We start from the raw sequence: 26394 nt of genomic DNA on the forward strand, positions 1-26394 counted from the left end.
AACATTCCTTTTTATTATGAGCAGCTTTTAGGAAAATACGCGAAAAAACCCCGGATTTCTCATCCGGGGGTTTCAGACTTATTCAGATACAGGAAGCACAGCTCCGTCGTATTTTTTCTCGATGAAGTCTTTGATCTTTTTAGAGTGAAGAACTTCCATCAGCGCTTTGATTTTTGCAGAATCTTCTTCGCCTTTTCTCACTGCGACGATGTTAGCATATGGGTTGTTTTTCGTTGATTCTACTTCAATTGCATCTTTTTTAGGATTTAATTTATTTTGGATCGCATAGTTTACATTGATGAAGACCGCGTCTCCTTCTTTGTTTTCATATGCTTTTGCCGTTAATTCAGGCGCTACTTTTTTGAATTCAAGGTTTTTCGGGTTTTTCTTAATGTCTTTCAATGTTGCGTCAACGGTTTCCACTTTAGAATCAAGAGTGATTAATCCAGCGTTTTCAAGCATTGCAAGCATACGGCCTTGTTCAGCAACGTTGTTTGTCAGGATGATTGTCGCACCGTCTGGAAGGTCTTTCAGTGATTTGTATGTTTTAGAGTAAATACCAAATGGCTCTAAGTGAACAGCGCCGGCATTCACAAGTTTGTAATCTGTGTTTTCTTTCATTTCTTGCTCAAGGTAAGGAATGTGCTGGAAGTAGTTCGCGTCCACTTCTTTATCAGCTAAAGCTTTATTGTACATTTTGTAATCACTAAGCACTTTCACTTTCAGCGTATAGCCTTTTTCTTTCAGCAATGGTTCAGCTTCTTTTAAAATTTCCGCATGCGGTGTTTTCGTTGCCGCAACGACAATTTCTTTCTTGCCGGATTCAGCGCCGTTATTCGAACCGCAGGCAGCCATAACTCCTGCAAATACAAGCAGTAATGCACCCAAAAATAGCTTTTTCAATGTAAATCCTCCCTTATCTTTTGTCTATAATATTTGTTATTAGATCACCGATGATTTGAATAATAAACACGATGATTAAAATAAACACAGTAGCAACGAAGGTAACATCAGCGTTATTAGACTGATATCCTTCTACGTACGCAAGGTTTCCAAGGCCTCCTGAACCAATGGCTCCGGCAATTGCCGTTGAGCCGATCAAAGCGATGGCTGTAACCGTAATGCCAGAAATAAGAGCAGGCATTGATTCCGGAATCAGCACTTTGAAAATAATCGTAGACGTTTTCGCGCCCATTGATTTAGCTGCTTCAATCACACCTTTATCCACCTCACGCAGCGCGATTTCAACAAGACGTGCGTAAAACGGTGCCGAGCCGATGACCAGCGCCGGCAATGCGGCGTTTGGCCCTAGGATCGTGCCGACTAAAAACTTCGTAAACCCTAATAGTAAAATAATTAAAATAAGGAACGGAATCGATCTAAATATGTTAACAACGGCAGCAATCACAGAGTTGACCGCTTTATTCTGCCAGAGGCTTCCTTTGCTCGTCAGAAAGAGCAGCAAGCCGAGGATGACCCCGATGACAAAAGCAAACAGTAAAGAAATCAGCGTCATATAAAGTGTTTCATATGTCGCGTTCCATAATTCAGTTAAATCGACGTTCGGGAAGTATTTTTCAAACATTCGTGATCACCTCTGCTTTCACCTGTTTGTCATTAATGAACCGGATCACGTTTTGCACTTCTTCCTCGTCTCCGTCAATGTGGATGAACAGTGAACCGTAAGCTCCATCCTTCGTCTGCGAAATTTTCCCTTGCAGAATATTGACGCTGACATTGAAGTTTCTGATCATCTCTGTAATCAGAGGCTGTTCAGCTGACTCACCGACAAATGTGAGCTGAACCATTTTTCCTGATGCTGTATCATCAAGAAGGTGCTGAAGCGTTTCTTTCGTTTCTTCTGGCTCTGTCACCTGTTGAACAAATCGTTTTGTCATTTGTTCCTTTGGATTTTTGAAGACGTCGAGAACCTCGCCTTCTTCGACCACCTTACCGTTTTCCATGACGGCGACTCTGTTGCAGATTTTGCGGATGACATGCATTTCGTGCGTAATCAGCACAATCGTCAAACCGAGTCTTTCATTAATATCGGACAATAGATCCAGAATTGAATCTGTCGTTTGCGGATCTAATGCTGATGTCGCTTCGTCACAAAGGAGAACCTTCGGATTGTTTGCAAGCGCTCTGGCAATTCCGACACGCTGCTTCTGACCGCCGCTCAGCTGGGACGGATATGATTTTTCTTTTCCTTCTAAACCTACCAGTTTAATCAGTTCATTGGCGCGCTTGATCCGCTCGCTCTTTTTCACCCCGGCAATTTCTAAAGGAAACATGATATTATCTCTGACAGTCCGCGACCAAAGCAAATTGAAATGCTGGAAAATCATACTGATCTCATGGCGTGCTTTTCTTAAACCGCGTCCATTTACTTCATTAATCTTGGTTCCCGCCACTTCCACGGTTCCTGAGGTTGGTTTCTCAAGGCCGTTCAGCAGACGGATTAAGGAACTCTTACCAGCTCCGCTATATCCTATAATTCCAAAAATCTCACCTTTTTTAATGGAAAGCGAGACATTTTGGACAGCATTGACATCTCCATGTTTCGACTTGTAAACTTTTGAAACATCCTGAAGATTGATCAAAGCAATCACCTGCCTTAACACTATTCTAAGAAATCTTCCGGTTTTTTCTGCAAAAGAAAAGCCTTTCTGCACACTTGAGCAGAAAGGCTTATATAAAATGCCTTTCTCTCATCTTTCAAAGCTGAACGCTTCGTGTGAATTGGCACCATTTCAACAGCGTTGATGGTTGCCGGGCTTCATAGGGCACTTCCCTCCACCTCTCTTGATAAGAGAAATATATAGTCTTTTTCGTCCGGAAATTCTTAATGTAGAATAGCACGGCGAATGATTAAATGTCAATAAAATAAATGATGACAACTTTTACTATTATAATAATTTATTATTTTTCAATTCTTTGAAATCCTCTGAAAAAATCCATTTGTCAGCCAGAGAATGGCTTCTAGCTTTAACAGGGCCCTGAATGACCCCTTTACTTTGAGGCTTCCGCTCTGAATCAGGTGCTGAAGGGAAATGTCTCCGTGCAATAAATCAATAATTTCCGTTTGGTTTCCGTAAAAGGTCAGGTTGGACGTTTGGGGCGGAGAAACTTTTTTCATTTCTCCCTGTTCGTTTATTGAGACGGTTAAGGCTTCTGCTTCTCCTTGAAAGGTAATGAGCAATGTTGAGGCATTCAAAAGGGGTTTTAAAAACAGATGCTGATACTCATCTTCTAAAACTTCCGCTTTCTCCATATGTACAACCTCCTATTTGTTGGTCATACATACACATTTCTCTCTCTGTCGCAAGAACCCCTTTATAAAACGAACGACAATTTCGTTGGATATGCTGAGAAATATGTCATAATTGGGATGCGGAAGATGATTTTTGTTTGATCAGCTCATATAAATAAGAAACGGAATGAAACGCATATCCTCTTTCGACCACCTTTCCGCCTTTAAACAGCAGAAAACAAGGGACACTTTCAATTTGATATGCTTTTGCAAATGTCGGAGAGTAATTGACATTGTTTTGATAGAAGGCGACATCAGGCAGCATTTCTTTCACCACTGTCAGCATTTTGCTTGCAAGCTGGCAGGTGCCGCAAAACGGAGTATATAAATATAGAAGGTACACATCATCTTCAATGTGATCAAGTTCGTGTTCTTGGAGTTCTTTCATGCTATACACCTCGGGACTTTCTTTCAAGAAAAATAGTATGGACATTCAGATTCGCACGCAGCAAGACAGAGGCGACATGGTGCCTGGGCGCAGCCGCTACTTCCTTATAGGCTCTGTCGATATGGAGATGGCAGGCTTCATTAAATTCACGCTTCAGCTGTTTTCTCAATTTCTCGCCTGATTCATCAGCATCAACTAATATATAGACGTCTTTATCATAAAGCTCGTCAGCCAATTCCTCAAGCTTCAGCTGGCTGATTGTTCCGTTTGTGCAGATAATGCGCACCGGTTCATTCAGGACGCTTTCGATTTTCTCTTTATCTGATTTCCCCTCGACAATCATAACCTTTTCCAGCTCATCCATCTTCTTCACCTGCCGCGTCAAATTTGAAACGTTCAGATTGTAAAAGAAGGCAGTGAAATTCACCGCCAACATTTAACACCAGCCGTTTTCGTAGTCACAATCTACATATTTTGCGTCGTCACCAGAGACCACATCGGCTGTCTTATAAAACTTCTCATTTTCAAAGGAATAACCGGACTTAAGCTCATATTCATTCATGCTTGTCATTTGGCCGATCATCTCATTATCATGATATAACGAGAGCCGGCCATTTTGAAAGCGGCCTGTCACGTCGTTGGTGACATCGAGCTTTTGTTTGTCGAAAGCCATATTGGACACCTCCCATAACGTTAGCGTGTCCAATTGCTTTTACGGCTATCCTGTTTTAGTCTTCTTGTGTCATCTCTTCGTATTGCTCTGCTGTCATCAGTTTTTCAATTTCAGAAGCGTCAGTCGGCTCAACGACGATCATCCATGCTTTTTCGTACGGAGATTCGTTGACGAATTCCGGACTGTCATCAAGATCTTCGTTTACTTCCACAACAGTTCCGTTAATCGGCGCATAAAGCTCAGATACCGTTTTAACGGATTCAACACTGCCGAATGGCTCGTCCGCTTTGATTTCAGCGCCCACTTCAGGAAGTTCGACAAACACGATGTCGCCTAGCTCGGACTGGGCAAAATGCGTAATTCCGATTCTGGCTTTTTCTCCTTCAACTTTTACCCATTCGTGTTCTCCTGAGTAACGCAAATCTTTTGGTATGCTCAATTGAATCCCTCCATTTTTTACAGCACTACAATAAGAAGATACCACACTTTTCAAAAAAAATTTACATTAAGCCCAGTTTTCTTCAAATTGGTCTTCTTTAAATCCGACAGTCACTTTTTCGCCGTCTGTTGTAAGCGGGCGTTTGATCAGCATTCCGTCTGAAGCCAGCAGTTCGAGCTGTTCGTCCTCTGACATGTGATACAGCTTTTCCTTGAGATTGAGCTCGCGGTATTTCATGCCGCTCGTGTTGAAAAATTTCTTGAGATCCAGCCCGCTTTTTTCATAAAGCGCTTTCAATTCTTCTTTGCTTGGCGGCTGCTCTGCAATATGTATTTCGTTTATTTCTTTCCCATGCTCTTCAAGCCACTTCTTTGCTTTGCGGCACGTTCCGCATTTAGGGTACCAGTAAAAAGTTAACGACATCTTCTTCCCCCTCAATAAAATAATCGAGGTTATTTTAACACAGTTTGTTTTAAAAACCTAAAACAGTGCTTCTTAAAAAAGAGCTCCGCGCATGCGGAGCTCATGGCCAATCAGACAATATATTTCTCAGCCTCAAAAATGCCTGCCGCCGCCTCGCGTTTTTTCTGAATCACGTTTTTAGGCGTTACGCGTGTCAGCTTTCGCAGAGCGGAAAGCATCATGCGGAGGGAGTCTCCTTCTTCCATGGCGATAAGGGATTCCTTCGCATGCGCTTCAATTTCGTTAAAGGCTTCTTGAACGAAAATTTCTGTGTACAGCACCTTTTGCGCAGCTTTTTCAGCGCCTTGTGCTGCAATGGCCTTTTCCGTTCTGAGCACGGCCGATTCCATTGCGTATACATTGCTGACGATATCCGCGACGTTCACGAGAATTTCTTGCTCATGATCGATGGCTTTTCCGTATTTTTGCGCAGCTAGGCCGGCGGCAAACAACGCAATTTTTTTCGCTTGCTTAACGATATATTTCTCTTGCTCTAAGACGCCGCTTCCAGGCTCTTCAGGCATAAGCATCATGAGTTCTTCCTGCAGCGACTGCGCTTTTTCAAATAGAGGCAGCTCGCCTTTTAGCGCTTTTTTCAGGAAAGTGCTTGGCACGATTAATCGGTTGATTTCGTTTGTGCCTTCAAAAATTCGATTGATCCTTGAATCCCTATACGCTCTTTCTACTTCGTACTCCTGCATAAAGCCGTAGCCTCCATGAATCTGAACGCCTTCATCAACAATATAATCAAGCGTTTCAGAGCCAAACACCTTATTCAGAGAGCATTCGATGGCGTATTCCGCAATTGACTTGGCGATTTGCCGGCCGTCCTTGAGATCTTCGGCCGTGAACTGGCTCATATTGTCTTCAAACAGCCCGACGGTTCTGTATACAGAGCTTTCCATCGCATACAGCCTTGAGGCCATTGTCCCGATTTTTTCCTGTGTCAATGAAAAACCTGCAATCGGGGTTTTAAATTGGCGGCGCTGATTTGCGTATGCCGCAGACAGCTCGATGACCCGTTTAGATGCGCCAATTGTGCCAACCGCCAGTTTGTAGCGGCCAATGTTTAAAATATTAAAGGCGATGACATGCCCTTTGCCGATTTCTCCGAGCAAGTTTTCCTTCGGCACTTCAGCTTGATCCAAAATGAGGGTCCTCGTCGATGATCCTTTGATCCCCATTTTCTTTTCTTCCGGTCCCGTGGAGACACCCGGGAACTCTTTTTCTACAATAAAGGCTGAAAACTTGTCGCCGTCAACCTTAGCGTAAACCACAAAAACATCGGCAAAAGCAGAGTTGGTAATCCACTGTTTTTCCCCAGTTAATACATAATGCGTTCCTGCTTCGTTCAGCGCGGCTGTTGTTTTTGCTCCAAGTGCATCAGACCCAGAGCCAGGCTCAGTCAGAGCATAAGCCGCGATCTTTTCGCCTGAAGCGAGGCCAGGCAAATATTTTTTCTTTTGTTCTTCTGATCCGAAAAAGACGATCGGCAAGGAACCGATGCCGACATGCGCGCCATAGGAAAGAGAAAAACTTCCCGCACGCGAAAATTTCTCAGTGATGAGCGCCGAACTGATCTTATCTAGGCCGAGCCCGCCGTATTCTTCCGGCACATCGGCGCCAAGCAGCCCTAGTTCGCCCGCTTTCTTCAACAGTCTGACAGAATGCTCAAATTGATGGTTTTCAATGTCATCTATATGAGGGAGAACATCTTGCTCGATATAATCCTCTGTTGTTTTCGCAATCATTTTATGCTCGTCAGTGAAATCCTCCGGTGTATACATTTGATCGTATGTGACATCCTCGATTAAAAATCCGCCGCCTTTTAGTACGTCAGCCGTTTTTTTTGCCATTTGTTTTTCCCCCTTTAGCATAATTCAAATACACCGGCCGCTCCCATCCCGCCGCCGATACACATGGTCACGACTCCAAATTGCTCGTTTCTCCGTTTCATTTCATGGATGAGTGAGAGTGTAAGCTTTGTGCCCGTACAGCCAAGCGGGTGCCCAAGCGCGATTGCGCCCCCGTTGACATTCACTTTTTCTTCATCAATTCCCAATTCTCTGATCACTTGAATGGCCTGTGAGGCAAAAGCTTCGTTCAATTCAAACAAGCCGATGTCCTGCAGCTGAAGGCCGGCAAGCTTCAAAGCGCGCGGAATCGCTTCCACCGGCCCGATTCCCATGACTTCCGGCGGCACGCCGCCTACTGCAAAGGAGCGGAATTTCACAAGCGGGGCCAGGCCAAGAGCATCGGCTTTTTCCCGGTCCATCAGCATGACAGCCGCCGCTCCGTCACTCGTCTGCGAGGAGTTGCCAGCGGTCACCGTTCCGTCAACGGAAAAAGCCGGGCGCAATGTCGCTAAGATGTCTGCAGTCGTTTGCGGGCGAACGCCTTCATCCTGAGAAAACACGAATTGTTTTTCCTGCGGCTTATGGTTTGCTCCGATTTCTGTCACCGTCACTTCGACAGGTACAATCTCATCTTTAAATTTCCCTTCTGCAAGGGCTTTAGCGGCGTTTTGATGGCTGCGAACGGCAAACGCATCTTGATCCTCACGGGAGACGCCGTATTTTCTCGCAACCTGCTCGGCTGTATGGCCCATGCTCATATAATATTCCGGTGCCTGTTCTGCCAAAGCAAGGTTCGGCCGGGTGACATGCCCCATCATCGGCACCTGTGACATGGATTCTGCTCCGCCAGCAATCGCTGTATCATAGGCGCCGAGCATAATTTTTTCTGCCGCATATGCAATAGACTGAAGGCCGGATGAGCAATACCGGTTGACTGTAATCGCCGGAACCGTGTATGGCAATCCCGCGAGCGCCCCGATATTTCTCGCCATATTAAGCCCCTGTTCCGCTTCAGGTGTTGCACAGCCGATAATCAAGTCATCAATATTGCCTTCGTAGCCGCCTGCCCGTTTCAGCGTTTCTTTTACGCAAATCGCTCCCAAATCATCCGGGCGAACGGTGGCCAACGATCCTTTTTTTGCTTTCCCAACCGGTGTTCTTGCACCTGATACAATGACTGCCTCTTTCATAAGCTCCCTCCTAATTCCGTAAAGGTTTACCTTTCACAAGCATATGCTGCATTCTCGCTTGAGATTTTGCCTCTCCCGCCAAACTCAAAAACGCTTCTCTTTCGATCTCCAATAAATACTCTTCATCAACCTCTGTACCGAACGGCACTTTTCCGCCCGCAATGACATAAGCGAGTTTTTTCGCAATCTTGAAATCATGCTCAGATATATAGCCAGACAGTTTCATCTGCTCAGCGCCAAGCAAGAGTGCTGCATAACCGGTTTCTCCCGGCACCTTGACCTTTTCTTTTACAGGCGGCCGCCAGCCGGTATCGTATAAGGATGCGGCCAGCTGCTTCGCATCGTACAGCAGGTGGTCTTGATTTACGCTAATGTGATCGGTTTCTTTTAAAATATTCATCTCACGAGCCTCTTGGGCGGAAGCGGACACTTTCGCCATCGCAATTGTTTCAAATGTTTTCATTGCCGCATTCATCGGATCATGGCCGCGGCGAAGATGATTGATGTACAGCTCTTTGTTTCCCCCTCCGCCAGGGATGAGGCCGACACCGGATTCTACAAGTCCCATATAGGCTTCGCTTGCTGCTTGAGTGCGAGCCGCAGGCAGGCATACTTCCGTTCCTCCGCCGAGCGTCATGCCAAATGGCGCGGCGACGACCGGTTTCGCACTGTATTTGATCTTCATCATCGTCTCCTGAAAACGACGTATCACAAAATCAACTTCCAAAAAGTTGTCATCTTGGACTTCCATTAAGATCATGGCGAGATTTGCCCCGACGCAGAAATTTTTTCCTTGGTTGCCGATGACAAGGCCCTTGTAATTCCGTTCTGTTTCCTCTAATCCTTTGTGGATCATTTGAATGATATCGAGGCCGATCGCATTGCTTTTCGAATGAAATTCAAGAAGGGCCACATCATCTCCAAGGTCAATTAAGCTTGCTCCGCTGTTTTTCGCAATCACGCCTTTTGTTTCTTTAAGCGCTTGTAAATGAATTCGTTTTTTGTTTTCTTTCACGGCTCTGTATTCGCCGCGGTCATAATAAAATACCGTTCCGTTCTCTTTGATGTAGAAGGTTTCATTTCCTTTGTCCAGCATCTCTTTTATCCAGCCAGGCATATCTACTCCAAGCTGCTCAAGCTTTTCCGCTGACTGCCTGAGGCCGATGGCGTCCCACATTTCAAAAGGCCCCAGCTCCCAGCCGAATCCCCACTTCATGGCTTGGTCAATCGCATGAATATCATCGGCAATCTCACCGAGCAGCTCGGCTGAGTAAAGCAGGGTTTGAGAAGTGATATTCCACAGCAATCGGCCGGCCCTGTCATCCGAATAAATAAGCGCTTTCATTTTGGCCTTTGTCCCTTTTGCCTGTTTTGCCGCTTCAAGTGCCGGTGTTTTCATTTTTGTCCGCTCGCCATAAGTAAGCGTCACTGGGTCAAGCTCATAAATCGTTTTTCCTTCTTTTTTATAAAAGCCTTGGCCAGCCTTGCTTCCGATCCACCCTTTTTCCAGCATATCGTTCATGAAGCTTGGAAGGCGAAACACTTCTTTCTCATCGCCATCGGCTTTGTCATACACATTTCGGGCAACGTGGGCGAATGTATCGAGGCCGACAACATCAAGCGTTCTGAAGGTGGCGCTTTTCGGCCTGCCGATCAGCGGACCTGTGATCGAATCAACCTCCCCGACCTGATAGCCGCCTTTCAGCATTTCTTGGACTGTCACGAGAAGCCCGTATGTTCCGATGCGGTTTGCGATAAAGTTCGGTGTGTCCTTTGCTGTAACAACACCTTTACCGAGGACATTTTCTCCGAAAGCTGTCATAAACTTTAAAATATCTGGATCCGTTTCATTAATCGGAATGATCTCCAGCAGCTTTAAATAGCGTGCGGGATTAAAAAAATGCGTTCCAAGAAAATGGGCTTTAAAATCATCCGATCGGCCTTCAGCCATTTCCTGCACTGATATGCCGGATGTGTTGCTTGAGACGATGCTTCCAGTCTTTCGATGTTCATCCACAAGAGCGAAAATTTTCTTTTTGACTTCAAGGTTTTCGACAACGACCTCAATAATCCAATCTGCTTCTTTCAGTTTTTCTGCATCATCCTCCAGATTGCCCGGTGTAATATAGGAGGTATTTTTCGCTGATGTGAGGGGAGCGGGCTTTTGTTTCAGCAGTTTTTTCACCGCCTGCCGGCTAAGCCTGCTGCGCACCTCCGGACTGTCCTTCGTCAGCCCCTTTTTTTCCTCTTCCTTTGTCAAATCGTTCGGCACAATATCTAGCAGCAGGACAGGAATTCCGATGTTAGCCAAATGCGCCGCAATCCCGGAACCCATTACCCCCGATCCTAAAACGGCTGCCTTCCGAATGTGTTTGTGCATGAGATATCCCCCTTGAACATTGAATGAATAGTCATTCATTTTTTGACTAAAAAAAATGAAACCCGTTTCTTCTTTCATCTTAAAAGATTTCCGGTTCGACTTCAATAGCTAATTTGTTATTTTTTTGTATGAAGCCTATAAAAGACGGGTAACTTAAGCCCGGAGGTGAAGGGAATGGTGCGAGAGAAAAAAAATCCGTCTTCTGCGGCAGTCAACGCGGCGAGCGTAAAGGGAGATGCCGGTCCGACTCAGCATTACGGCGGCGGAAAACGGACAAGTCAAAATCAGCAGTATAAAAAACATAACATGGAACAATCATAATGCAGCTGCTTCCCGCGGCTGCTTTCACTTTTTCAGAATTCCTTTTAATACAAATGCTGCATTGGCGGGCCGTTCGGCAATTCTTCTCATAAAGTAGCTGAACCAGTCTGTTCCATATGGGACATACACACGCATTCTGTAGCCTTCTTTCGCGAGTTCCTTCTGACGCTCTGGCCTGATGCCGTATAGCATTTGAAACTCAAATTGCGATGCGGGGATTTGATGTTCGTCGACGAGCTTTTTCGTATATGCAATAATGTCATCGTCATGTGTGGCGACAGCCGTGTAGTTCCCGCTTAATAGCTGCAGCTTTATTAAGCTCTGAAAATGTAGGTCTGTTCCTTTTTTGTCAGGAAACGCTACAGCCGCAGATTCTTTATAAGCGCCTTTCACAAGTCTGAGATTCGGCTTTACGTCACGCATCTTTCTAATATCTTCTGCCGCTCTGTACAGATACGCCTGAATGACCGTGCCAAGCTTCTCAAATTCCTGTTTGCATTGCCTGTAAATAGAAAGTGTCTGTTCATAATGAGAATAGTCTTCCATATCAATGGTCACAGCAACATTATATTGCTTCGCAACGGAAAGAATGGCGCGCAAATGAGTAAGAGCAAGTTCTTCTGAAAGATCGAGCCCGATTGAGGTCAATTTAAGTGAAAGCTCCGACTCCAATTGATGTTCGGCAATGGCTTGAATGGCTTTCTTGCATTCCTCTGCGACCTGGTTCGCTTCTTTTTCCGAAGCTGCATACTCGCCTAAATAATCAATTGTTGCACACAAACCGGATCTGTTTAGCCTTTTGACGGTCTTAACTGCCGATTCAATCGTATCCCCTGCGACAAATCTTCGTGCTCCAAGCCTCTTTCCATATGCTTTTGCGAACTTGGTAAGCGTTTTATTTTGAGATAAAAATAAAAACACATGTCTCAACATCCGACTCCCTCCCGCCATCATCTTCAAAACACCTGTATACAACTCCCAGTCTGAAGGAAACTATAAAATGAACTGAAATCAAAGGAGGATCACAATGGACAATCAGCAGCAATCTCAAATGCCGCCTTCCGTTATTTCAACAAAGGATCATTTGTATCTCAATGACATGCTGAACTGGAATTTGCTCGCGATGAAAAAAGCGCATTTCATGGCGCAGCAGTGCCAGGATCAAACGTTAAAACAAGAACTCGATCGCGTCGGACACATGCATCATGATCACTATCAAAGAATATTAAAGCACCTGCAGCCAGGGCAGCAGCAGTCCGGCTACATCCAATAAGGAGGCGTCAGAATGAATCAACAAAATCAAAAAATCAGCAACCCTCAGACACCTGTACCGACAACATCGGAAATGAATGACAGAGATTTCGTCAACGAACTGCTGACAACCGAAAAATACATGACAACAGCTTATTGCACAGCCTTGCACGAATTCAGCCACGAGTCTCTTTATCAGGATATTCAATCCATTTTTGATGAGTCACAAAAAGCGCAAAGAAAACTGTATGACCTCATGTTCCAATATGGATGGTATTCTGTTGAAGCGGAGGATGCCCAAAAGCTGCAGCAATCCTATCAAAAATTCCAGCAGACCATTCAGCAGCAGTCTCCTTATCAGCAGTAACAATATTAGAAAAAGGATACGATGTTCTTTCGGACATCTATCCTTTTTTTTGTGTAAAATCAGTTGACTTTTCATTTACTCTTATTTATATTTAATAAGCATTAACTATTTTGTCATCAAAATATATATACAGTGTATGTAACAGAGGGGAATTAAATATGAAGAGTGCGGATCAGTTAATGTCCGATATCCAATTATCGCTTCAGGCGCTCTTTCAAAAGATACAGCCTGAAATGCTGGAAAGCATGGAGAAACAAGGTGTCACCCCAGCGCAGCTGTTTGTGCTGGCCAGCTTAAAGAAACACGGCAGCCTCAAAATTTCTGAAATTGCCGAGCGTATGGAGGTGAAGCCAAGCGCGGTGACGTTAATGGCAGATCGCCTTGAACAAAAAAATCTTATCGCCAGAACACACAATACAAAAGACAGGCGAGTGATTGATCTCAGTCTTACTGATGAAGGAGACAGAAAGTTCGAGGAGATTTTGGCAGGCAGAAAGGCCATTATGGCGCGCTATCTTTCCTTTTTGACGGAGGAGGAGATGCTTCAGGCGGCGCATATTACAGCAAAGCTCGCACAGGCAGCAGCGGAAACTGATGAAAAGCAAAACATGAAAAGAGGAAACGGATGAAAATGAGTAAAGAAGGCAAACAATCCAAACGGACGCTATTAATAACAGGCTTAATTATTGCCATGTTTTTTTCAGCCCTTGACGGTACCATTGTCGGAACGGCCATGCCGAAAATTGTCGGTGATCTGGGCGGTTTGAGCATGATGACCTGGCTGACAACTGCATATTTGTTAACATCAACAACCATTGTTCCAATTGCCGGCAAGCTGGCTGATTTATTGGGACGCCGCATTGTCTATGTATCAGGTTTGATTATTTTTATGGCCGCTTCTGCTTTATGCGGAATGGCCAACAACATGACAGAATTGATTATCTTCCGTGGACTGCAGGGAATTGGCGGAGGCATCATGATGCCGATGGCGATGATTGTTATCGGTGACTTGTTCACAGGAAAACAGCGTGCTAAATTCCAAGGAGTCTTTGGCGCGATTTACGGGCTTGCTTCAGTAATTGGGCCGCAAATCGGCGGCTGGATTGTAGACTCGTTAAACTGGAAATGGGTTTTCTATATTAACCTGCCAGTCGGAATTATTGCGGTTATTTTCATTGCAAGAGGATTACAGGGACGCCAGCAGACTGGTCCGATCAACTTCGACATCGCTGGTATTTTCACGATGATTGTCGGTGTTGTCAGCCTCTTGCTCGCCTTAAGCTTTGGCGGAAAAGATTACGCATGGGATTCATGGCAGATTCTTGGTTTGTTCGCTCTCGCACTGATCGGCATTGTCAGCTTTATTATCGTAGAATCAAAAGCAAAAGAGCCAATCCTGCCAATGTATTTATTTAAAAACAGAACATTTACCTTTCTAAACTTGATCGGCTTCTTTATGAGTATCGGTATGTTTGGCGCCATTACGTTTGTTCCTTTCTTTATGCAAGGAATTGTCGGTGTAAGTGCGTCTGAATCGGGTACAATTATGACACCGATGATGATCTCTATGATTATCACAAGTATTATCGGCGGCCAGCTTGTATACAAAATCGGAATTAAACCGCAAATCATTACAGGCATGCTGGTTATGGCCGGCGGATTCTTGCTGTTAACGACATTGGATCTTGACACGAGCAAGCTTGTCGCTACATCATATATGGCGATTATTGGCCTTGGAATGGGTCTTGTTATGCCGATTCTGACATTGGCTTTACAGGAAAGCTTTTCGAAAGAGGAGCTTGGCGTTGTCACCTCATCCAGCCAATTCTTCCGTTCTATCGGCGGCACATTCGGCATTACCATGCTGGGAGCCGTAATGAATGCGAGATCAGGGAATTTATTAACAGATAAATTGGTGCCGTATTTAGACTCTCTTCCGGCACAGGCAAGCTCGTTTGCCGCCCAGCTAAAGGGTATGATTGATACAAATCCGCAAGGGCTGCTGCAATCACTGTTCAGTCCGGACGCAGTCAAACAAATCCCTGCGGCTTTCTCATCCCATATTGTGCCGATTTTAAAAACATCGTTGATGGATTCACTCCACAGCGTGTTTTATACAGGCCTGATCTTTATCGCAGTCGGAGCCGTATTTACATTGTTCTTAAAACCTATCAAACTATCAAATAAGAAAACGGGAGAACAAGTGAAAGAGAAAGCGGCAAAAGCCGTTGAATCACCTTCCCATTAATAGAGCACCCCGCGGGTATCAAACCGCGGGGTTTTTTATTCAATCATCTGGGCCCTTCCATTTCCGAAAGACCAATCCTCATCCTGATTTCCGGCCAGCATGATAAACACATCTTCTTTTCTTACGCCAAGCTCGGAATGAATCCGGCTTGCGATTGAGCGGTAAAGCGCTTTTTTCTGTTCAGTTGTTCTTGAGTGTTTCAGTGTAAAATGAATGTATATCAGTTCATCAGTACGCTCAACTTGGAGATAAAATGGATCATAGAAAAATTCGCCTTTTTCATATTGCCTGATGACTTGAAAATAGTCATCTTCCGGCACATTGATTTCTTCAATCATCGATTGGTGGATGGTCCTGCTCAGTTTTTGAAGCCACGCTTTGCTTCTTCCCGTCCGTAAATGAATCTGTATAAATGGCATCTCCCTGCATCCCTCTCTTTACAGCGTCTGTCCGCTGTCAATTGTGATAATTTGGCCTGTGAGTGATTCCTGTTCAACTAGTGAACAAATCAATTTGGCAACATCGTCTGGTTCAGCAATATACTGCAGTGGCAAAGAGCCGATCATGCTTTTCATTTTTTCTTCCCGGCCAGCCCACCATCTCGTTGCCACAGCTCCTGGTGCTACACCGCTCACTCTGATGTCAGGCGCTAAGGCGTGGGCCAATGATTTCGTTAAACCGTGCACCGCCGATTTTGATACTGCGTAAGGCATAGATGAGCCCGCACCGGTTAACCCTGCGATGCTGCCGACGTTTACGATCGCTCCGGCCTTGCTTTTCTTCATGAACGGAACCACTGCCCGCGCGCAGAAAAACATTCCTTTCACATTGACGGCATACAGCTCATCCCATATGTCTTCTGTCGCAGCCTCAAGATCATCCATTGGAATATGCCGTGTAATGCTGGCATTATTCACTAATATATCAACCGTTCTGTGTGTGTTCACGATTGCTTGAATCATATCCTGCACTTCGCTGTTTCTGGATACATCTGCTTGGATGGCGAAGGCTTGCCCGCCAGCTTTTTGAATCATTTCCACTGTTTCCTCCGCTTCTGATTGAGAACGTGAATAATTCACCGCAACAATCGCCCCGCGCTTTGCCAATTCCATACTGGCTGCTTTTCCGATTCCTGTGCCGCCCCCCGTTACGAGAGCTATTTTGTTCAAGACATTCATTGCCGCCACTCCTTGCTGTTGACTAAAATATATTTCTGATTCCATTGTAATCCAGCTTTGATGTTACGTATAATGATTGTTAAAGATACTTGATATCATTCAGATTGATATCAAATAAACGGAGGAGTTCAAAATGGAGAGCGGAGATTTACGTGTGTTTCAAATGGTAGCCCGTGAAGGGACCATTACGAAAGCGGCCTTGCAGCTTGGCTATGTGCAATCGAATGTCACGGCCAGAATTCAACAATTGGAAGCTGAACTGGGTACGACGCTGTTTTTGCGCCATAATCGGGGCATGACACTTTCTGCAAGCGGAAAGCTGCTGCTGGACTACGCAAATAAAATTATCGGCCTTCTTGATGAAGCGTCTAAAGCGCTCTCATCCTCCGCAGAACCAAGCGGGCCGCTTATGATCGGCTCCACTCAGACAACTGCCGCGGTAAGGCTTCCAAAGCTTCTGGCATCTTATTATGAAGAACATCCAAACGTCCAGTTGTCTTTAACAACAGGACATACGCAATTTCTCCTTGATAAAGTTCTTCGTTATGAATTGGACGGCGCGTTTATCGGATGCGAATGCAATCATCCTGAGCTCGAATCCTATCCGGCATTCGAGGAAGAACCAGTAGTTGTTTCGGCTGCCTCTGTGTCCGATGTTGAAGAAGCCATCACAAAGCCGATTCTCGTATACAGCACAGGCTGCTCGTATCGAGAAACACTTGAAAAATGGCTGCGCTCCGTCGGTGTCACACAGCCGGTCATTATGGAATTTGGTACGCTTGAAGCAATTATCGGCGGGGTTACAGCAGGTCTTGGCATCTCGTTGCTGCCGAGAACGGTTGTACAGAAGCATGAGGCAGAAGGATCGATTCAATTGTACCCGCTGCCTGAAACACTCAGACAGATGAAAACAGAATTTATTGTTCGAAAAGATTCATTTATCAGCAGCGCGCTGCGGACCTTTATGGATTCCTTTGCACCAGGTAAAACGGATGAATCACAAAAAAGCAGCCTGCTATGATGAGCAGACTGCTTTTTGGCTATTGTTTGTTTCGATGCGCTTCATTTAATTCTTTAATATGCTGAATGATATCTTTAATGCCCTGCTTTGCGTCGGGATATGTCGCATTCCAATGCTTAGCGAGCGGAGGCATGCTCTTGGCTATATGCGTGTACAAAATCCATTGCTTCACTTCTTCTTTTAGCTCATCGTTTGTTTCACCAAGCAGAAGTTCCGTATACTTTTCCAGCAATCCATCCAGCTGTTCCTGAAGTTTTTGTTCCATTTTCCATCTTCCTTTCGAAAAAACAGCAAGGAGCTTTCTCAAATGAAAGCTCCTTCGCTGGCGTTATTTATCCATGTGATGTGAAAGCCGCTTCCTGGACAATGCATCTGCCCCTGCCATGAGGAATGCAAAGAGGCGTTCCGAACAGCGGGTCCTGTGTAACCTGACAGTTCATAGAAAACACATTTTGCACAAGGTCACAAGTGATAACCTCTTCCGGACGGCCTTCTGCATAAATCTGTTTATCTTTTATGGCCACAAGATGATGCGCATAGCGGCATGCCAGGTTTAAGTCATGGAGAACCATAACAATCGTCCGCTCTTCCTTTTCATTCAGCTCAAACAGCAAATCAAGAATTTCAATTTGATGTGTCATGTCTAAATACGTCGTCGGCTCGTCTAGAAGGATGATATCCGTTTCCTGGGCAAGCGTCATCGCGATCCAAGCCCGCTGGCGCTGTCCGCCAGACAAAGAATCAACGGCACGGTCAGCCATGTCCTCGAGCTTTGTTGCTTTAAGCGCTCTCTCAACTGCTTCCTCATCCTCTTTTGACCACTGATTCAGCCAGTTTTGGTAAGGATATCTTCCTTGCTTCACCAGCTGGTGCACCGTCAGCCCCTCTGGAGCCGAAGGACCTTGGGGCAGGATTGCGAGCTCTTTTGCGACTTCCTTCGTCGGAAGCTTGGCAATGGCTCTTCCTTCCAGCAGCACAGAACCGCCTCTCGGCTTCATCAGGCGCGCTAATGAACGTAAAAGTGTCGATTTTCCGCAGCCATTGCTGCCAATAAATACGGTAATTTCACCTTTGGGAATTGTTAAATTCAACTCATCAATAATAACGGCATCCCCGTATCCTAAGCTCAGCGTTTCTGTAGAAATTGCACTCATACCCATAACCGCTCCTTTTTGCTGGCTTTTTAGCAGCACTATGTATTGCACGTTTTCTATATACATGCTTTTCAGTCAATTGTCATCAATGCAAGTGATTCCGATATTCAGCCATTTGATATGGTCATATATCCCTCATTGTAGCAGAAAACACTGACTTTGAAAATCATTTTCAATTAGTTTTTTGGACATAATTGGCGTTTATGGTTTATTTATCACATGATTATTTCTTGATTTCTCTGATGGAGCCGTCCTTCAGCTTTAGTTTTAAATCGATATGATCATAATGACTGTCCAGATTAAATGCTGCCAGCACACTGTGTATTACTTCTGTTTCAGCCATTTGATCTGTCACGGAAAGCTCGCTCAGAATCATTTTCATCTCATCCAATGCTTCTTCTCCCTCCTGATTGACACCGGAGAGCTTATCCTGTATTTCCGCTTTTTCCTGAGTCCCGTTCTTTGTATAAATTCCTTCATAACGATTATGCTCACCATCCCCGTAGCTTACACGAAGCGAAAAATTGCTGTAGGGAACGGACTTCAGCTGGGTGACGGCTGTATTTTCTCCTTCTGCCTGCTGCTGGTCTTCATTGAGACGACAGCCTGCAATCAGAACCACTGCGAGACATACAGCCCCGGCTGCTCTGATCAAATGCATATGTTTCCCCCCTGTAGGATTCCATTTGTTTTAGGTATATCCAGAGAATGAAATCCTCATTCAGAGAAGAATTGAAAAAGCCGTGGCATTTAACGCCACGGCTTTTTCTTTAAGATTCGGTCATTTGCAAAAAGGTTTCGGCGTCACGCACAGCCAGCTTGATGGCATTCTCCCAGAAATCGCGCTTCGTGATGTCAGCACCCAAATGCTTCATCGCCAAATCCTCCACTGTCATAGAAGCCGTATCACGCAATAGTGCCATATACTTCTCTTCGAATGTGTCTTTTTCTTCAAGCGCCAGCGCGTAAATACCAAGAGAAAACAGGTAGCCGAATGTATAAGGGAAATTGTAAAACGGCACCCTCGTGATGTGAAAGTGAAGCTTTGACGCCCAAAAAAGCGGATGATACTCTCCTAACGCATTGCAGTAAGCCTCTCTTTGCGCCTCTTCCATCAGTTCATTCAAGCGGCCGGCCGGTACCACTCCCCGCTTTCGTTCCTCGTAGAAACTCGTTTCGAATAGAAATCTCGCGTGAATGTTCATGAAGAACGCAACACTTCTTTGCACTTTATCCTCCAGAAGAACAAGCTTTTCTTCCTTTGTCTCGGCCTGCTGGACAGTCGCGTCCGCCACTATCATCTCTGCAAACGTTGAAGCCGTTTCCGCAACGTTCATAGCGTAGGAACGGTTTAACGGCCTGACGTCGAGCATTGCTTCCTGATGGAACGCGTGCCCGAGTTCATGCGCAAGAGTAGAGACATTTGAGGCGCTGCCCGAAAATGTCATGAAAATCCGGGATTCCCCGCTGTCAGGAAAACTGGTGCAAAAGCCGCCGACTCTTTTTCCACTCCTGTCTTCAGCCTCAATCCAGCCGTCCCGAAACGCTTTTTCAGTGAATGAGGACAGCTTTTTGCCAAACGTTGAAAACTGGCTGGTAATAATATTCGCGGCTTCATCATATGAATAGGCCTTTCCGTCAGAACCGATCGGCGCCTCAACATCGTACCAGCTAAGCTTTTCAAGACCGAGCATGGATGCTTTCCGGTTCAAAAACTGAACGAACGGCTGCTTGTTTTCAGTGATGACCTGCCACATCGTATCAAGTGTTTCTTTTTTCATCCTGTTGATCTGCAGCGGTTCCTTCAGGACATTCTCCCAGCCGCGCGCCTTATAGGTTTCAAGCCGGAATCCCGCCAAATGATTCAGCGTGCTGCTGAAAAGATCCTGCTTGCTTTCCCATGCTTGATGGAAACGTTCATAAACTGCTTTTCTGACAGCTCGGTCTTGATGGTCCATCATATTCTCCGCCTGACCGACAGACAATTGCTTGTTTTCACCGTTTTCCTCATACGGGATCGTCATTTTCCCGACTACCATATTGTATAAGTCACTCCAAGCGTGATATCCATCCACCGCAAGGTTTCCGATCAGTTTTTCTTTACCTGGGCTAAGCTTTTCGGCAACCCTCTGTCTTCTTTCATTTAATATGTAAGATATATCGCGTAATCCCGGTTTTGTTAGCAATTCATTCCACACGTCTTGATCTACGTCCACAAGTTTATGATCTAATGTAACGAGTGACGATTGAAAATCCGCGTAAAGCCGATTCATAAGCGACTGATGCTCTATAGCCTTTTGATCATTGATATTCTGGGCCTGAAGGCAAGCAACGAAAGCGCCCGCCTGCTGAAGCTTGACGGATGTCTGTTCGAATAAATCTAGCAACGCGGCCAGCTCATCAGCCTCTTCAGACGATGCAGGCACCTGAAATGCGTCAGTCATGTCTTGAAATGCACGCAGACTTTGTGACAGCTTCTCAATATACCCTTTGAATTCTTCTGATTGGCTCCCACCCTTAAAAAATGAATCAAGATCCCATTTTTGGTCTACCCCTTGCAGCGCCATATCACAAAACCCCTTTCCTTCTTTCGTTATATTATAGAACAATTCTGAATTATTGTATAAAAATTTCTATTACAGGCGTCATTTCGTGTTCAGGATAGTACAATAGCTGTAGCAGTTTAATAGGAGGGTTAGGATGAATAAAAAAATAGCAATCGTAACAGGAGCATCAAGCGGCTTTGGTTTGCTTGCAGCTGTAAGGCTCGCCCGATCGTTTTTCGTGATTGCCACATCAAGACAGCCTGAAAAAGCGGAACAGCTTCGGGAATTGGCTGCAGCACACAATGTGTCTGATTCCATTCTCATTACGGCTCTTGATGTCACCGATGAACAATCTATAATCTCATTCGGAAAAGCCATTAGTGCTTACGCCCCGATCGACCTACTCGTCAACAATGCAGGAACGGCTTATGGAGGATTTATCGAGGATGTGCCGATGGAACATTTCAGACAACAATTTGAAACGAACGTCTTCGGGGTGATCCATGTGACAAAAACCGTGCTGCCTTACATAAGAAAACATGGCGGCGCAAAGATTATAAACGTGAGCAGCATCAGCGGACTGACCGGGTTCCCTGCGCTCTCGCCCTATGTAGCTTCCAAGCATGCATTGGAAGGTTTTTCTGAAAGCCTGCGTATCGAGCTGCTTCCGTTCGGTATCGAAACCGCTTTGATCGAGCCAGGCTCATACAAGACATCGATCTGGTCAACCTCGTTATCAAATTTTATGTCGGTGCCTGCTGACGATTCAGCCTATCATCAATACTATAAAAAGATCCTTTCATACGTTGAAAAAAACGGAGAAGAAAGCGGAGATCCCCAAGAGGTTGCCGACCTCATTTATCAATTGGCAACAACAAAGCATTTAAAAAAATTGCGATACCCGATTGGAAAAGGCATCAAGCTTACCCTGCTGTTCCGATCGCTTTTTCCTTGGTCTGCGTGGGAATCTATTCTGAAGAAAAAACTATTCAGCTGACTTAAATTATAATTATTATAATTTAGTATTGATTTTTATTTAGTATATGATATAATTAAGTCAACAGATCACAAGGAGGACGTTATCTTATGAAAACCGAAAACGCAAAAACAAATCAAACATTAGTTGAGAATTCAATGAACACACAATTATCAAACTGGTTTCTTTTATACTCTAAGCTCCACCGTTTCCATTGGTATGTGAAAGGACCTCATTTCTTTACATTGCACGAGAAATTTGAAGAACTTTATGACCATGCGGCGGAAACAGTCGATACCATCGCTGAGCGTCTGCTGGCGATCGGCGGGCAGCCTGTTGCCACAGTGAAAGAATACGCTGAGCATGCATCTATCACAGACGGTGGAAACGAAACATCAGCCTCAGAAATGGTACAAGCATTGGTTAACGACTACAAACAAATCAGCAGCGAATCTAAATTCGTGATCGGCCTGGCTGAAGAAAATCAAGACAATGCGACAGCGGACTTATTTGTCGGATTAATTGAAGAAGTTGAAAAACAAGTGTGGATGCTTTCCTCTTATTTAGGATAGCAAAAAAGCTGAACCTTAATTGGGTTCAGCTTTTTGTTTTCTTCTTAGCTTGAGCTGCTTTCTGTCTGCTTCGTCAGTGTCACGTTCAACGTTTTCGTTTTCCCATTTCGCAGCACTTGGATTGTTGTTTTATCTCCGACTTTTAAGTCTTTGTAAAGGATCTGGCGGATATCCGCGCTGCTTTCCACGTCTTTGCCGTTTAGTTTGACAATAACATCCTCAGATTTTATGCCTGCTTTTGCCGCAGGTGAATTCGCTTGAACTTCTTTTACATAAACACCTTTGCCTAACTGATCTCCAAACAAGCCGAGCGTATTTTCCTGATAGGTTTCAGGAACTTGCGCCATGTCAATCATTTGCACGCCCAAAAACGGACGATCCACTTTTCCATTTTTTAGCAGCTGGTCAACAATCGGCTCGACATCATTGCTTGGGATCGCAAATCCGAGTGATTCGACACCGCTTTCGCTCACCTTCAAGCTGTTGATGCCGATGACCTGGCCGCTTGCATTGATTAACGGACCACCGCTGTTCCCCGGATTGATCGCTGCATCAGTTTGCAGCACGTTCATTTCCACCGTGCCCTGTGTTGTATCCACATCAATTGTCCGGTTCAGCCCGCTAATGATGCCTTGTGTCACCGTACCGGAAAACTGCTGTCCGAGCGGGTTGCCGATAGCGATTACCTTTTCGCCCGTGCGCAGCTGTGAAGAATCACCAAAGCTCGCCACTTTTTTGACGTTCTTTCCGCTGATTTCCAAAACCGCCAAATCAGTAATGGCATCGCTGCCGACAAGCTTGGCAGTTTCCGTTTCTCCGTTGTATAACGTAACAGTCAGCTTGTTCGCGCCTTCAACGACATGGTTGTTTGTAATGATATACGCTTTATTGCTGTCTTTTTTGAAAATAACACCTGACCCGGTTCCGCTTTCACTTTCTGAGCTGGAGCCGTCTCCTGTGCCGAATGTGTTATTTTGAGAGGTTTGGATATTTGAAATTCCGACAATCGTCGGCTCTAAATCCTCTACCATATCAGCGACGTTTGAAGCGTTCGTTATCGGTGTCGAAGTAAAATTATCAGACTGCACCTGTTTATTTGCAGAAGCGGTCTCGGTCGCCTGATTTTGGTCTGACGGCAGATAAGGCACGATGCCAAGCATAAGGCCCCCGCCGATAATACCGCCTAAAATCGGGCTTAGCCATGCGGCTCTCCGTTTCTTTTCTTTTTTCACAGCCGTTTCTTGCTTTTCCATTTCTAACGCAGAAGCTGTTTCCTGCCGTCCCGCATCATACGACACAGGCGCGTCAAGCAATTCTTGTTCAGAATGTCCTATCAGCTTCTGGTTTTCTGTATTAGACTGTTCTGTATGTGAAGGTTCTGTTTGATGTTGATCGTTTTGGTCATCACGTCGATAATCCATGTTCTTGCACTCCTTTAACGGTTATTCATTTATCGTTACATATTCATCGCATGTACAAGTTCAATTGTCCCAATAATGAGGAGAAAAGCAAAGCACCAAAATAGAATATGTTTGATCATCCTACATCTTCCTCGCTCTTTTTCTCTTCCTTTCTTCCCTTAACCATATCATAAACAAACATTGTGGGATAAAAATGAAAAGAATATGTGAAATTATGAAAATTGCCAGCCGTATGTTAAAACTAGTTTATAATGACGTTGAAAGGATGTGAAGAGCCTTGTCATACACCATTTATCTAGTTGAAGATGAGGATAACCTGAATGAACTGCTGACGAAGTATTTAGAGAATGAGGGCTGGAACATTACATCTTTTACGAAAGGTGAAGACGCCAGAAAGAAAATGACACCGTCTCCCCACCTGTGGATTCTCGATATCATGCTGCCGGATACCGACGGCTATACATTAATTAAAGAAATCAAGGCGAAAGATCCTGACGTGCCGGTCATTTTTATTTCCGCCCGTGACGCAGATATTGACAGAGTGCTTGGCTTAGAGCTTGGCAGCAATGACTACATTTCAAAACCGTTTCTGCCGCGGGAGCTGATTATCCGTGTGCAAAAACTGCTGCAGCTCGTATATAAGGAAGCTCCTCCTGTACAAAAAAATGAAATTGCCGTCTCCTCGTATCGGGTCTCTGAAGACGCCCGCGAGGTCTATGATGAAAACGGAAATATCATCAATTTGACGTCGAAGGAATTTGATCTCCTGCTATTATTTATCCATCATAAAGGGCATCCATACTCTCGTGAGGATATCCTCTTAAAAGTATGGGGACATGACTACTTCGGAACAGACCGGGTCGTTGATGACCTCGTTCGGAGACTGCGCAGAAAGATGCCAGAATTGAAGGTAGAGACGATTTACGGTTTCGGCTACAGGATGATGTCATCATGAAAAACAAACCGCTCGCGTTTCAGATATGGGTTGTTATCTCCGGCATCCTGTTAGCGATATCGATTTTACTGCTCGTGTTATTTTCAAACACGCTGCGCGATTTCTTCACCAATGAAACGTATACGACGATTGAAAATGAGCAGCATGTTCTGACGGAGTACCGCCTGCCGGGTTCAATTGAAAGGCGCTATTACAGTGAGGAAGCGACGGCGCCGACAACCGTCCGCTCCGTACAGCACGTGCTCCTGCCTGAAAATGAAGATGCTTCTTCAGACAAGGATTTAAGCATTCTGTCGTCTTCGTTTATCCACAAGGTATACAAGCTGGCTGATAAGCAGGAGGAAAAAAAGAAACGGTACAGCGCCGACGTCAATGGAGAGAAAGTGTTTTTTGTCATTAAAAAGGGACTTTCCGTCAATGGCCAATCAGCGATGATGCTCTCTTACGCGCTAGATTCTTATCGGGACGATTTGGCCTATACCTTGTTCAAACAGCTTCTGTTTATCATCGCTGTCGTCATTTTATTAAGCTGGATTCCGGCCATTTGGCTTGCAAAGTATTTATCAAGGCCTCTCGTATCATTTGAAAAACACGTCAAACGGATTTCAGAACAGGATTGGGACGACCCAGTAAAAGTAGATCGGAAAGATGAAATCGGCAAATTGGGCCATACCATCGAAGAGATGCGCCAAAAGCTTGTGCAAAAGGATGAAACAGAAAGAACTCTGTTGCAAAATATCTCTCATGATTTAAAAACGCCGGTCATGGTCATCAGAGGCTATACACAATCAATTAAAGACGGGATTTTCCCTAAAGGAGATCTTGAAAACACTGTAGATGTCATAGAATGCGAAGCGCTTAAGCTGGAGAAAAAAATAAAGGATTTATTATATTTAACGAAGCTGGATTATTTAGCGAAGCAAAAAGTGCAGCACGACATGTTCAGTATCGTGGAAGTGACAGAAGAAGTCATCGAACGATTGAAGTGGGCTCGGAAAGAACTATCGTGGGAAATTGATGTAGAAGAGGATATTTTGATGCCGGGTGATCCGGAGCAATGGAACAAACTCCTCGAAAACATTCTGGAAAATCAAATCCGCTATGCTGAGACAAAAATAGAAATCAGCATGAAACAAGATGATCGAAATATCGTGATCACCATTAAAAATGACGGTCCGCATATTGAAGATGAGATGCTCTCCAGCCTCTATGAGCCTTTTAATAAAGGGAAGAAAGGCGAATTCGGCATTGGTCTAAGCATCGTAAAACGAATTTTAACTCTTCATAAGGCGTCTATCTCAATTGAAAATGACAAAACGGGTGTAACATACCGCATAGCAGTGCCAAAATAGACTGTAGATGTTTTTGCAGTCTATTTTTTTATGTGAAAGAATAGCCGTTAAAATCTCTGTAATTTGTTTTGAGCGGCTGTTTGCATTGATGAACCCATTTTTTCTCTGACAAGGTCTGCTTCGGATATTTGACTTTCTCCACTTTGATACCTCTGTTTCGCAAGCGGCTGATCATTTCGTCCAATTCTCTCATTCTAGATTCACCCTTTCGCTTGAGCTTTGACCATTCGGTCATCTCAATTTATAATATAAATAATACATGATAAAAAAACAAGTTACAATAAGGTTAATTTTATAACAGAAGGTGTGACTATATGGTCATATCCTAGCA

Annotated in this window: 31 protein-coding genes and 1 riboswitch; of the genes, 10 read left to right on the forward strand and 21 right to left on the reverse strand. The window is 44.7% G+C overall.

Annotation, left to right across the window (positions count from 1 at the left end; all coding sequences use genetic code 11):
• Window positions 1–78: 78 nt before the first annotated feature.
• The 12 genes from metQ to JQX68_RS16815 all read right to left on the reverse strand — a co-directional run bounded on the left by metQ (window position 79) and on the right by JQX68_RS16815 (window position 10701).
• Window positions 79–903, reverse strand: coding sequence for a methionine ABC transporter substrate-binding lipoprotein MetQ (metQ, locus tag JQX68_RS16760; RefSeq protein ID WP_014665307.1), 825 nt, complete (start codon window positions 901–903; stop codon window positions 79–81).
• A gap of 13 nt (window positions 904–916) precedes the next feature.
• A complete protein-coding gene (metP, locus tag JQX68_RS16765) occupies window positions 917–1585 on the reverse strand; it encodes a methionine ABC transporter permease MetP (protein WP_003228593.1) in 669 nt (222 codons plus the stop codon).
• On the reverse strand, window positions 1578–2603 hold the full coding sequence (gene metN / locus JQX68_RS16770) for a methionine ABC transporter ATP-binding protein MetN (protein ID WP_003242531.1): 1026 nt from the start codon (window positions 2601–2603) through the stop codon (window positions 1578–1580). The genes metP and metN overlap by 8 nt, the downstream gene beginning before the upstream one ends.
• Window positions 2604–2708: 105 nt before the next feature.
• Window positions 2709–2815, reverse strand: a riboswitch (SAM riboswitch).
• Window positions 2816–2929: 114 nt separating this feature from the next.
• Window positions 2930–3274 (reverse strand): SCP2 sterol-binding domain-containing protein, encoded by a 345-nt coding sequence (locus tag JQX68_RS16775; RefSeq protein ID WP_014665309.1) that lies wholly within the window; start codon window positions 3272–3274, stop codon window positions 2930–2932.
• Between the two features lie 106 nt (window positions 3275–3380).
• Complete coding sequence (locus JQX68_RS16780) at window positions 3381–3701, reverse strand: thioredoxin family protein (RefSeq protein WP_040081889.1); 321 nt, start codon at window positions 3699–3701, stop codon at window positions 3381–3383.
• A 1-nt stretch (window position 3702) separates the two neighbouring features.
• Window positions 3703–4065 (reverse strand): toprim domain-containing protein, encoded by a 363-nt coding sequence (locus JQX68_RS16785; RefSeq protein ID WP_041521423.1) that lies wholly within the window; start codon window positions 4063–4065, stop codon window positions 3703–3705.
• Between the two features lie 72 nt (window positions 4066–4137).
• Window positions 4138–4374, reverse strand: a complete 237-nt coding sequence (locus tag JQX68_RS16790) for a YusG family protein (RefSeq protein WP_003228581.1) — start codon at window positions 4372–4374, stop codon at window positions 4138–4140.
• A gap of 55 nt (window positions 4375–4429) precedes the next feature.
• Window positions 4430–4813, reverse strand: coding sequence for a glycine cleavage system protein GcvH (gene gcvH / locus JQX68_RS16795; protein WP_014665312.1), 384 nt, complete (start codon window positions 4811–4813; stop codon window positions 4430–4432).
• A gap of 66 nt (window positions 4814–4879) precedes the next feature.
• On the reverse strand, window positions 4880–5236 hold the full coding sequence (locus tag JQX68_RS16800; RefSeq protein WP_003222779.1) for an arsenate reductase family protein: 357 nt from the start codon (window positions 5234–5236) through the stop codon (window positions 4880–4882).
• A gap of 110 nt (window positions 5237–5346) precedes the next feature.
• Window positions 5347–7131, reverse strand: a complete 1785-nt coding sequence (fadE, locus tag JQX68_RS16805) for an acyl-CoA dehydrogenase FadE (RefSeq protein ID WP_147772503.1) — start codon at window positions 7129–7131, stop codon at window positions 5347–5349.
• Window positions 7132–7145: 14 nt separating this feature from the next.
• A complete protein-coding gene (locus tag JQX68_RS16810; RefSeq protein WP_103030973.1) occupies window positions 7146–8321 on the reverse strand; it encodes an acetyl-CoA C-acetyltransferase in 1176 nt (391 codons plus the stop codon).
• Between the two features lie 10 nt (window positions 8322–8331).
• A complete protein-coding gene (locus JQX68_RS16815) occupies window positions 8332–10701 on the reverse strand; it encodes a 3-hydroxyacyl-CoA dehydrogenase/enoyl-CoA hydratase family protein (RefSeq protein WP_147772504.1) in 2370 nt (789 codons plus the stop codon).
• A 174-nt stretch (window positions 10702–10875) separates the two neighbouring features.
• On the opposite strand from JQX68_RS16815, the gene JQX68_RS16820 reads away from it, so the two are divergent.
• Window positions 10876–11022 (forward strand): YuzL family protein, encoded by a 147-nt coding sequence (locus JQX68_RS16820; RefSeq protein WP_147772505.1) that lies wholly within the window; start codon window positions 10876–10878, stop codon window positions 11020–11022.
• Window positions 11023–11046: 24 nt separating this feature from the next.
• On the opposite strand, the gene JQX68_RS16825 is transcribed toward JQX68_RS16820, so the two are convergent.
• Window positions 11047–11955 (reverse strand): proline dehydrogenase family protein, encoded by a 909-nt coding sequence (locus tag JQX68_RS16825; protein ID WP_014665316.1) that lies wholly within the window; start codon window positions 11953–11955, stop codon window positions 11047–11049.
• A gap of 94 nt (window positions 11956–12049) precedes the next feature.
• On the opposite strand from JQX68_RS16825, the gene JQX68_RS16830 reads away from it, so the two are divergent.
• From JQX68_RS16830 to mdtP, 4 genes are all read left to right on the forward strand, one after another.
• Window positions 12050–12295, forward strand: a complete 246-nt coding sequence (locus tag JQX68_RS16830) for a hypothetical protein (protein ID WP_003228567.1) — start codon at window positions 12050–12052, stop codon at window positions 12293–12295.
• 12 nt (window positions 12296–12307) lie between these two features.
• On the forward strand, window positions 12308–12640 hold the full coding sequence (locus tag JQX68_RS16835; RefSeq protein ID WP_003222766.1) for a spore coat protein: 333 nt from the start codon (window positions 12308–12310) through the stop codon (window positions 12638–12640).
• 158 nt (window positions 12641–12798) lie between these two features.
• On the forward strand, window positions 12799–13269 hold the full coding sequence (gene mdtR / locus JQX68_RS16840) for a MarR family transcriptional regulator MdtR (protein ID WP_014665318.1): 471 nt from the start codon (window positions 12799–12801) through the stop codon (window positions 13267–13269).
• Complete coding sequence (gene mdtP, locus JQX68_RS16845) at window positions 13266–14888, forward strand: multidrug efflux MFS transporter MdtP (RefSeq protein WP_080478275.1); 1623 nt, start codon at window positions 13266–13268, stop codon at window positions 14886–14888. The genes mdtR and mdtP overlap by 4 nt, the downstream gene beginning before the upstream one ends.
• A gap of 35 nt (window positions 14889–14923) precedes the next feature.
• On the opposite strand, the gene JQX68_RS16850 is transcribed toward mdtP, so the two are convergent.
• Together JQX68_RS16850 and JQX68_RS16855 are read right to left on the reverse strand one after the other, a co-directional pair.
• Complete coding sequence (locus JQX68_RS16850) at window positions 14924–15307, reverse strand: tautomerase family protein (protein ID WP_147772506.1); 384 nt, start codon at window positions 15305–15307, stop codon at window positions 14924–14926.
• 18 nt (window positions 15308–15325) lie between these two features.
• On the reverse strand, window positions 15326–16066 hold the full coding sequence (locus JQX68_RS16855; RefSeq protein ID WP_040081880.1) for an SDR family NAD(P)-dependent oxidoreductase: 741 nt from the start codon (window positions 16064–16066) through the stop codon (window positions 15326–15328).
• Between the two features lie 133 nt (window positions 16067–16199).
• Here JQX68_RS16855 and JQX68_RS16860 point away from each other — a divergent pair, with 133 nt between their 5' ends.
• Window positions 16200–17087: a LysR family transcriptional regulator gene (locus JQX68_RS16860; RefSeq protein WP_205440348.1), complete on the forward strand. Its 888-nt coding sequence runs from the start codon at window positions 16200–16202 to the stop codon at window positions 17085–17087.
• Between the two features lie 19 nt (window positions 17088–17106).
• Here the strand turns inward: JQX68_RS16860 and JQX68_RS16865 are convergent, their stop codons facing one another.
• The 4 genes from JQX68_RS16865 to JQX68_RS16880 all read right to left on the reverse strand — a co-directional run bounded on the left by JQX68_RS16865 (window position 17107) and on the right by JQX68_RS16880 (window position 20808).
• Window positions 17107–17394, reverse strand: a complete 288-nt coding sequence (locus JQX68_RS16865) for a YusU family protein (protein WP_080478276.1) — start codon at window positions 17392–17394, stop codon at window positions 17107–17109.
• Between the two features lie 25 nt (window positions 17395–17419).
• Window positions 17420–18247 (reverse strand): ABC transporter ATP-binding protein, encoded by an 828-nt coding sequence (locus tag JQX68_RS16870; protein WP_205440349.1) that lies wholly within the window; start codon window positions 18245–18247, stop codon window positions 17420–17422.
• Window positions 18248–18464: 217 nt separating this feature from the next.
• Window positions 18465–18902: a YusW family protein gene (locus JQX68_RS16875; protein ID WP_014665325.1), complete on the reverse strand. Its 438-nt coding sequence runs from the start codon at window positions 18900–18902 to the stop codon at window positions 18465–18467.
• A 109-nt stretch (window positions 18903–19011) separates the two neighbouring features.
• Window positions 19012–20808 carry a M3 family oligoendopeptidase gene (locus tag JQX68_RS16880; protein ID WP_147772508.1) on the reverse strand — a complete coding sequence of 599 codons (1797 nt, stop codon included), beginning with the start codon at window positions 20806–20808 and terminating at the stop codon, window positions 19012–19014.
• A gap of 133 nt (window positions 20809–20941) precedes the next feature.
• On the opposite strand from JQX68_RS16880, the gene JQX68_RS16885 reads away from it, so the two are divergent.
• A complete protein-coding gene (locus tag JQX68_RS16885; RefSeq protein ID WP_205440350.1) occupies window positions 20942–21784 on the forward strand; it encodes an oxidoreductase in 843 nt (280 codons plus the stop codon).
• Between the two features lie 89 nt (window positions 21785–21873).
• The gene (mrgA, locus tag JQX68_RS16890) at window positions 21874–22335 is read left to right on the forward strand and encodes a metalloregulation DNA-binding stress protein MgrA (RefSeq protein WP_014665328.1); all 462 of its coding nucleotides are present in this window, start codon (window positions 21874–21876) and stop codon (window positions 22333–22335) included.
• Window positions 22336–22379: 44 nt separating this feature from the next.
• On the opposite strand, the gene htrB is transcribed toward mrgA, so the two are convergent.
• A complete protein-coding gene (gene htrB, locus JQX68_RS16895; RefSeq protein WP_147772511.1) occupies window positions 22380–23756 on the reverse strand; it encodes a serine protease Do-like protein HtrB in 1377 nt (458 codons plus the stop codon).
• 277 nt (window positions 23757–24033) lie between these two features.
• On the opposite strand from htrB, the gene cssR reads away from it, so the two are divergent.
• Together cssR and cssS are read left to right on the forward strand one after the other, a co-directional pair.
• Window positions 24034–24711 (forward strand): two-component system response regulator CssR, encoded by a 678-nt coding sequence (gene cssR / locus JQX68_RS16900; RefSeq protein ID WP_040081865.1) that lies wholly within the window; start codon window positions 24034–24036, stop codon window positions 24709–24711.
• A complete protein-coding gene (gene cssS, locus JQX68_RS16905; RefSeq protein ID WP_014665331.1) occupies window positions 24708–26063 on the forward strand; it encodes a two-component system sensor histidine kinase CssS in 1356 nt (451 codons plus the stop codon). Before cssR ends, cssS begins: the two co-directional genes overlap by 4 nt.
• A gap of 28 nt (window positions 26064–26091) precedes the next feature.
• On the opposite strand, the gene spxO is transcribed toward cssS, so the two are convergent.
• The gene (gene spxO / locus JQX68_RS16910) at window positions 26092–26256 is read right to left on the reverse strand and encodes an anti-adapter protein SpxO (protein WP_003221681.1); all 165 of its coding nucleotides are present in this window, start codon (window positions 26254–26256) and stop codon (window positions 26092–26094) included.
• Window positions 26257–26394: the final 138 nt, after the last annotated feature.

Source organism: Bacillus sp. LJBS06 (genome assembly GCF_016924995.1).
In the GTDB taxonomy this organism is placed as follows: domain Bacteria; phylum Bacillota; class Bacilli; order Bacillales; family Bacillaceae; genus Bacillus; species Bacillus stercoris.

What these genes read in the sequence shown, in the direction of transcription:
- metP (WP_003228593.1), bottom strand. Translation starts at nt 1,585, where the DNA reads ATGTTTGAAAAATACTTCCCGAACGTCGATTTAACTGAATTATGGAAC.
- JQX68_RS16775 (WP_014665309.1), bottom strand. Translation starts at nt 3,274, where the DNA reads ATGGAGAAAGCGGAAGTTTTAGAAGATGAGTATCAGCATCTGTTTTTA.
- JQX68_RS16780 (WP_040081889.1), bottom strand. Translation starts at nt 3,701, where the DNA reads ATGAAAGAACTCCAAGAACACGAACTTGATCACATTGAAGATGATGTG.
- JQX68_RS16785 (WP_041521423.1), bottom strand. Translation starts at nt 4,065, where the DNA reads ATGGATGAGCTGGAAAAGGTTATGATTGTCGAGGGGAAATCAGATAAA.
- JQX68_RS16790 (WP_003228581.1), bottom strand. Translation starts at nt 4,374, where the DNA reads ATGGCTTTCGACAAACAAAAGCTCGATGTCACCAACGACGTGACAGGC.
- JQX68_RS16800 (WP_003222779.1), bottom strand. Translation starts at nt 5,236, where the DNA reads ATGTCGTTAACTTTTTACTGGTACCCTAAATGCGGAACGTGCCGCAAA.
- fadE (WP_147772503.1), bottom strand. Translation starts at nt 7,131, where the DNA reads ATGGCAAAAAAAACGGCTGACGTACTAAAAGGCGGCGGATTTTTAATC.
- JQX68_RS16810 (WP_103030973.1), bottom strand. Translation starts at nt 8,321, where the DNA reads ATGAAAGAGGCAGTCATTGTATCAGGTGCAAGAACACCGGTTGGGAAA.
- JQX68_RS16815 (WP_147772504.1), bottom strand. Translation starts at nt 10,701, where the DNA reads ATGCACAAACACATTCGGAAGGCAGCCGTTTTAGGATCGGGGGTAATG.
- JQX68_RS16820 (WP_147772505.1), top strand. Translation starts at nt 10,876, where the DNA reads ATGGTGCGAGAGAAAAAAAATCCGTCTTCTGCGGCAGTCAACGCGGCG.
- JQX68_RS16825 (WP_014665316.1), bottom strand. Translation starts at nt 11,955, where the DNA reads ATGTTGAGACATGTGTTTTTATTTTTATCTCAAAATAAAACGCTTACC.
- JQX68_RS16830 (WP_003228567.1), top strand. Translation starts at nt 12,050, where the DNA reads ATGGACAATCAGCAGCAATCTCAAATGCCGCCTTCCGTTATTTCAACA.
- JQX68_RS16835 (WP_003222766.1), top strand. Translation starts at nt 12,308, where the DNA reads ATGAATCAACAAAATCAAAAAATCAGCAACCCTCAGACACCTGTACCG.
- mdtR (WP_014665318.1), top strand. Translation starts at nt 12,799, where the DNA reads ATGAAGAGTGCGGATCAGTTAATGTCCGATATCCAATTATCGCTTCAG.
- mdtP (WP_080478275.1), top strand. Translation starts at nt 13,266, where the DNA reads ATGAAAATGAGTAAAGAAGGCAAACAATCCAAACGGACGCTATTAATA.
- JQX68_RS16850 (WP_147772506.1), bottom strand. Translation starts at nt 15,307, where the DNA reads ATGCCATTTATACAGATTCATTTACGGACGGGAAGAAGCAAAGCGTGG.
- JQX68_RS16855 (WP_040081880.1), bottom strand. Translation starts at nt 16,066, where the DNA reads ATGAATGTCTTGAACAAAATAGCTCTCGTAACGGGGGGCGGCACAGGA.
- JQX68_RS16860 (WP_205440348.1), top strand. Translation starts at nt 16,200, where the DNA reads ATGGAGAGCGGAGATTTACGTGTGTTTCAAATGGTAGCCCGTGAAGGG.
- JQX68_RS16870 (WP_205440349.1), bottom strand. Translation starts at nt 18,247, where the DNA reads ATGGGTATGAGTGCAATTTCTACAGAAACGCTGAGCTTAGGATACGGG.
- JQX68_RS16875 (WP_014665325.1), bottom strand. Translation starts at nt 18,902, where the DNA reads ATGCATTTGATCAGAGCAGCCGGGGCTGTATGTCTCGCAGTGGTTCTG.
- JQX68_RS16880 (WP_147772508.1), bottom strand. Translation starts at nt 20,808, where the DNA reads ATGGCGCTGCAAGGGGTAGACCAAAAATGGGATCTTGATTCATTTTTT.
- JQX68_RS16885 (WP_205440350.1), top strand. Translation starts at nt 20,942, where the DNA reads ATGAATAAAAAAATAGCAATCGTAACAGGAGCATCAAGCGGCTTTGGT.
- mrgA (WP_014665328.1), top strand. Translation starts at nt 21,874, where the DNA reads ATGAAAACCGAAAACGCAAAAACAAATCAAACATTAGTTGAGAATTCA.
- htrB (WP_147772511.1), bottom strand. Translation starts at nt 23,756, where the DNA reads ATGGATTATCGACGTGATGACCAAAACGATCAACATCAAACAGAACCT.
- cssS (WP_014665331.1), top strand. Translation starts at nt 24,708, where the DNA reads ATGAAAAACAAACCGCTCGCGTTTCAGATATGGGTTGTTATCTCCGGC.
- spxO (WP_003221681.1), bottom strand. Translation starts at nt 26,256, where the DNA reads ATGAGAGAATTGGACGAAATGATCAGCCGCTTGCGAAACAGAGGTATC.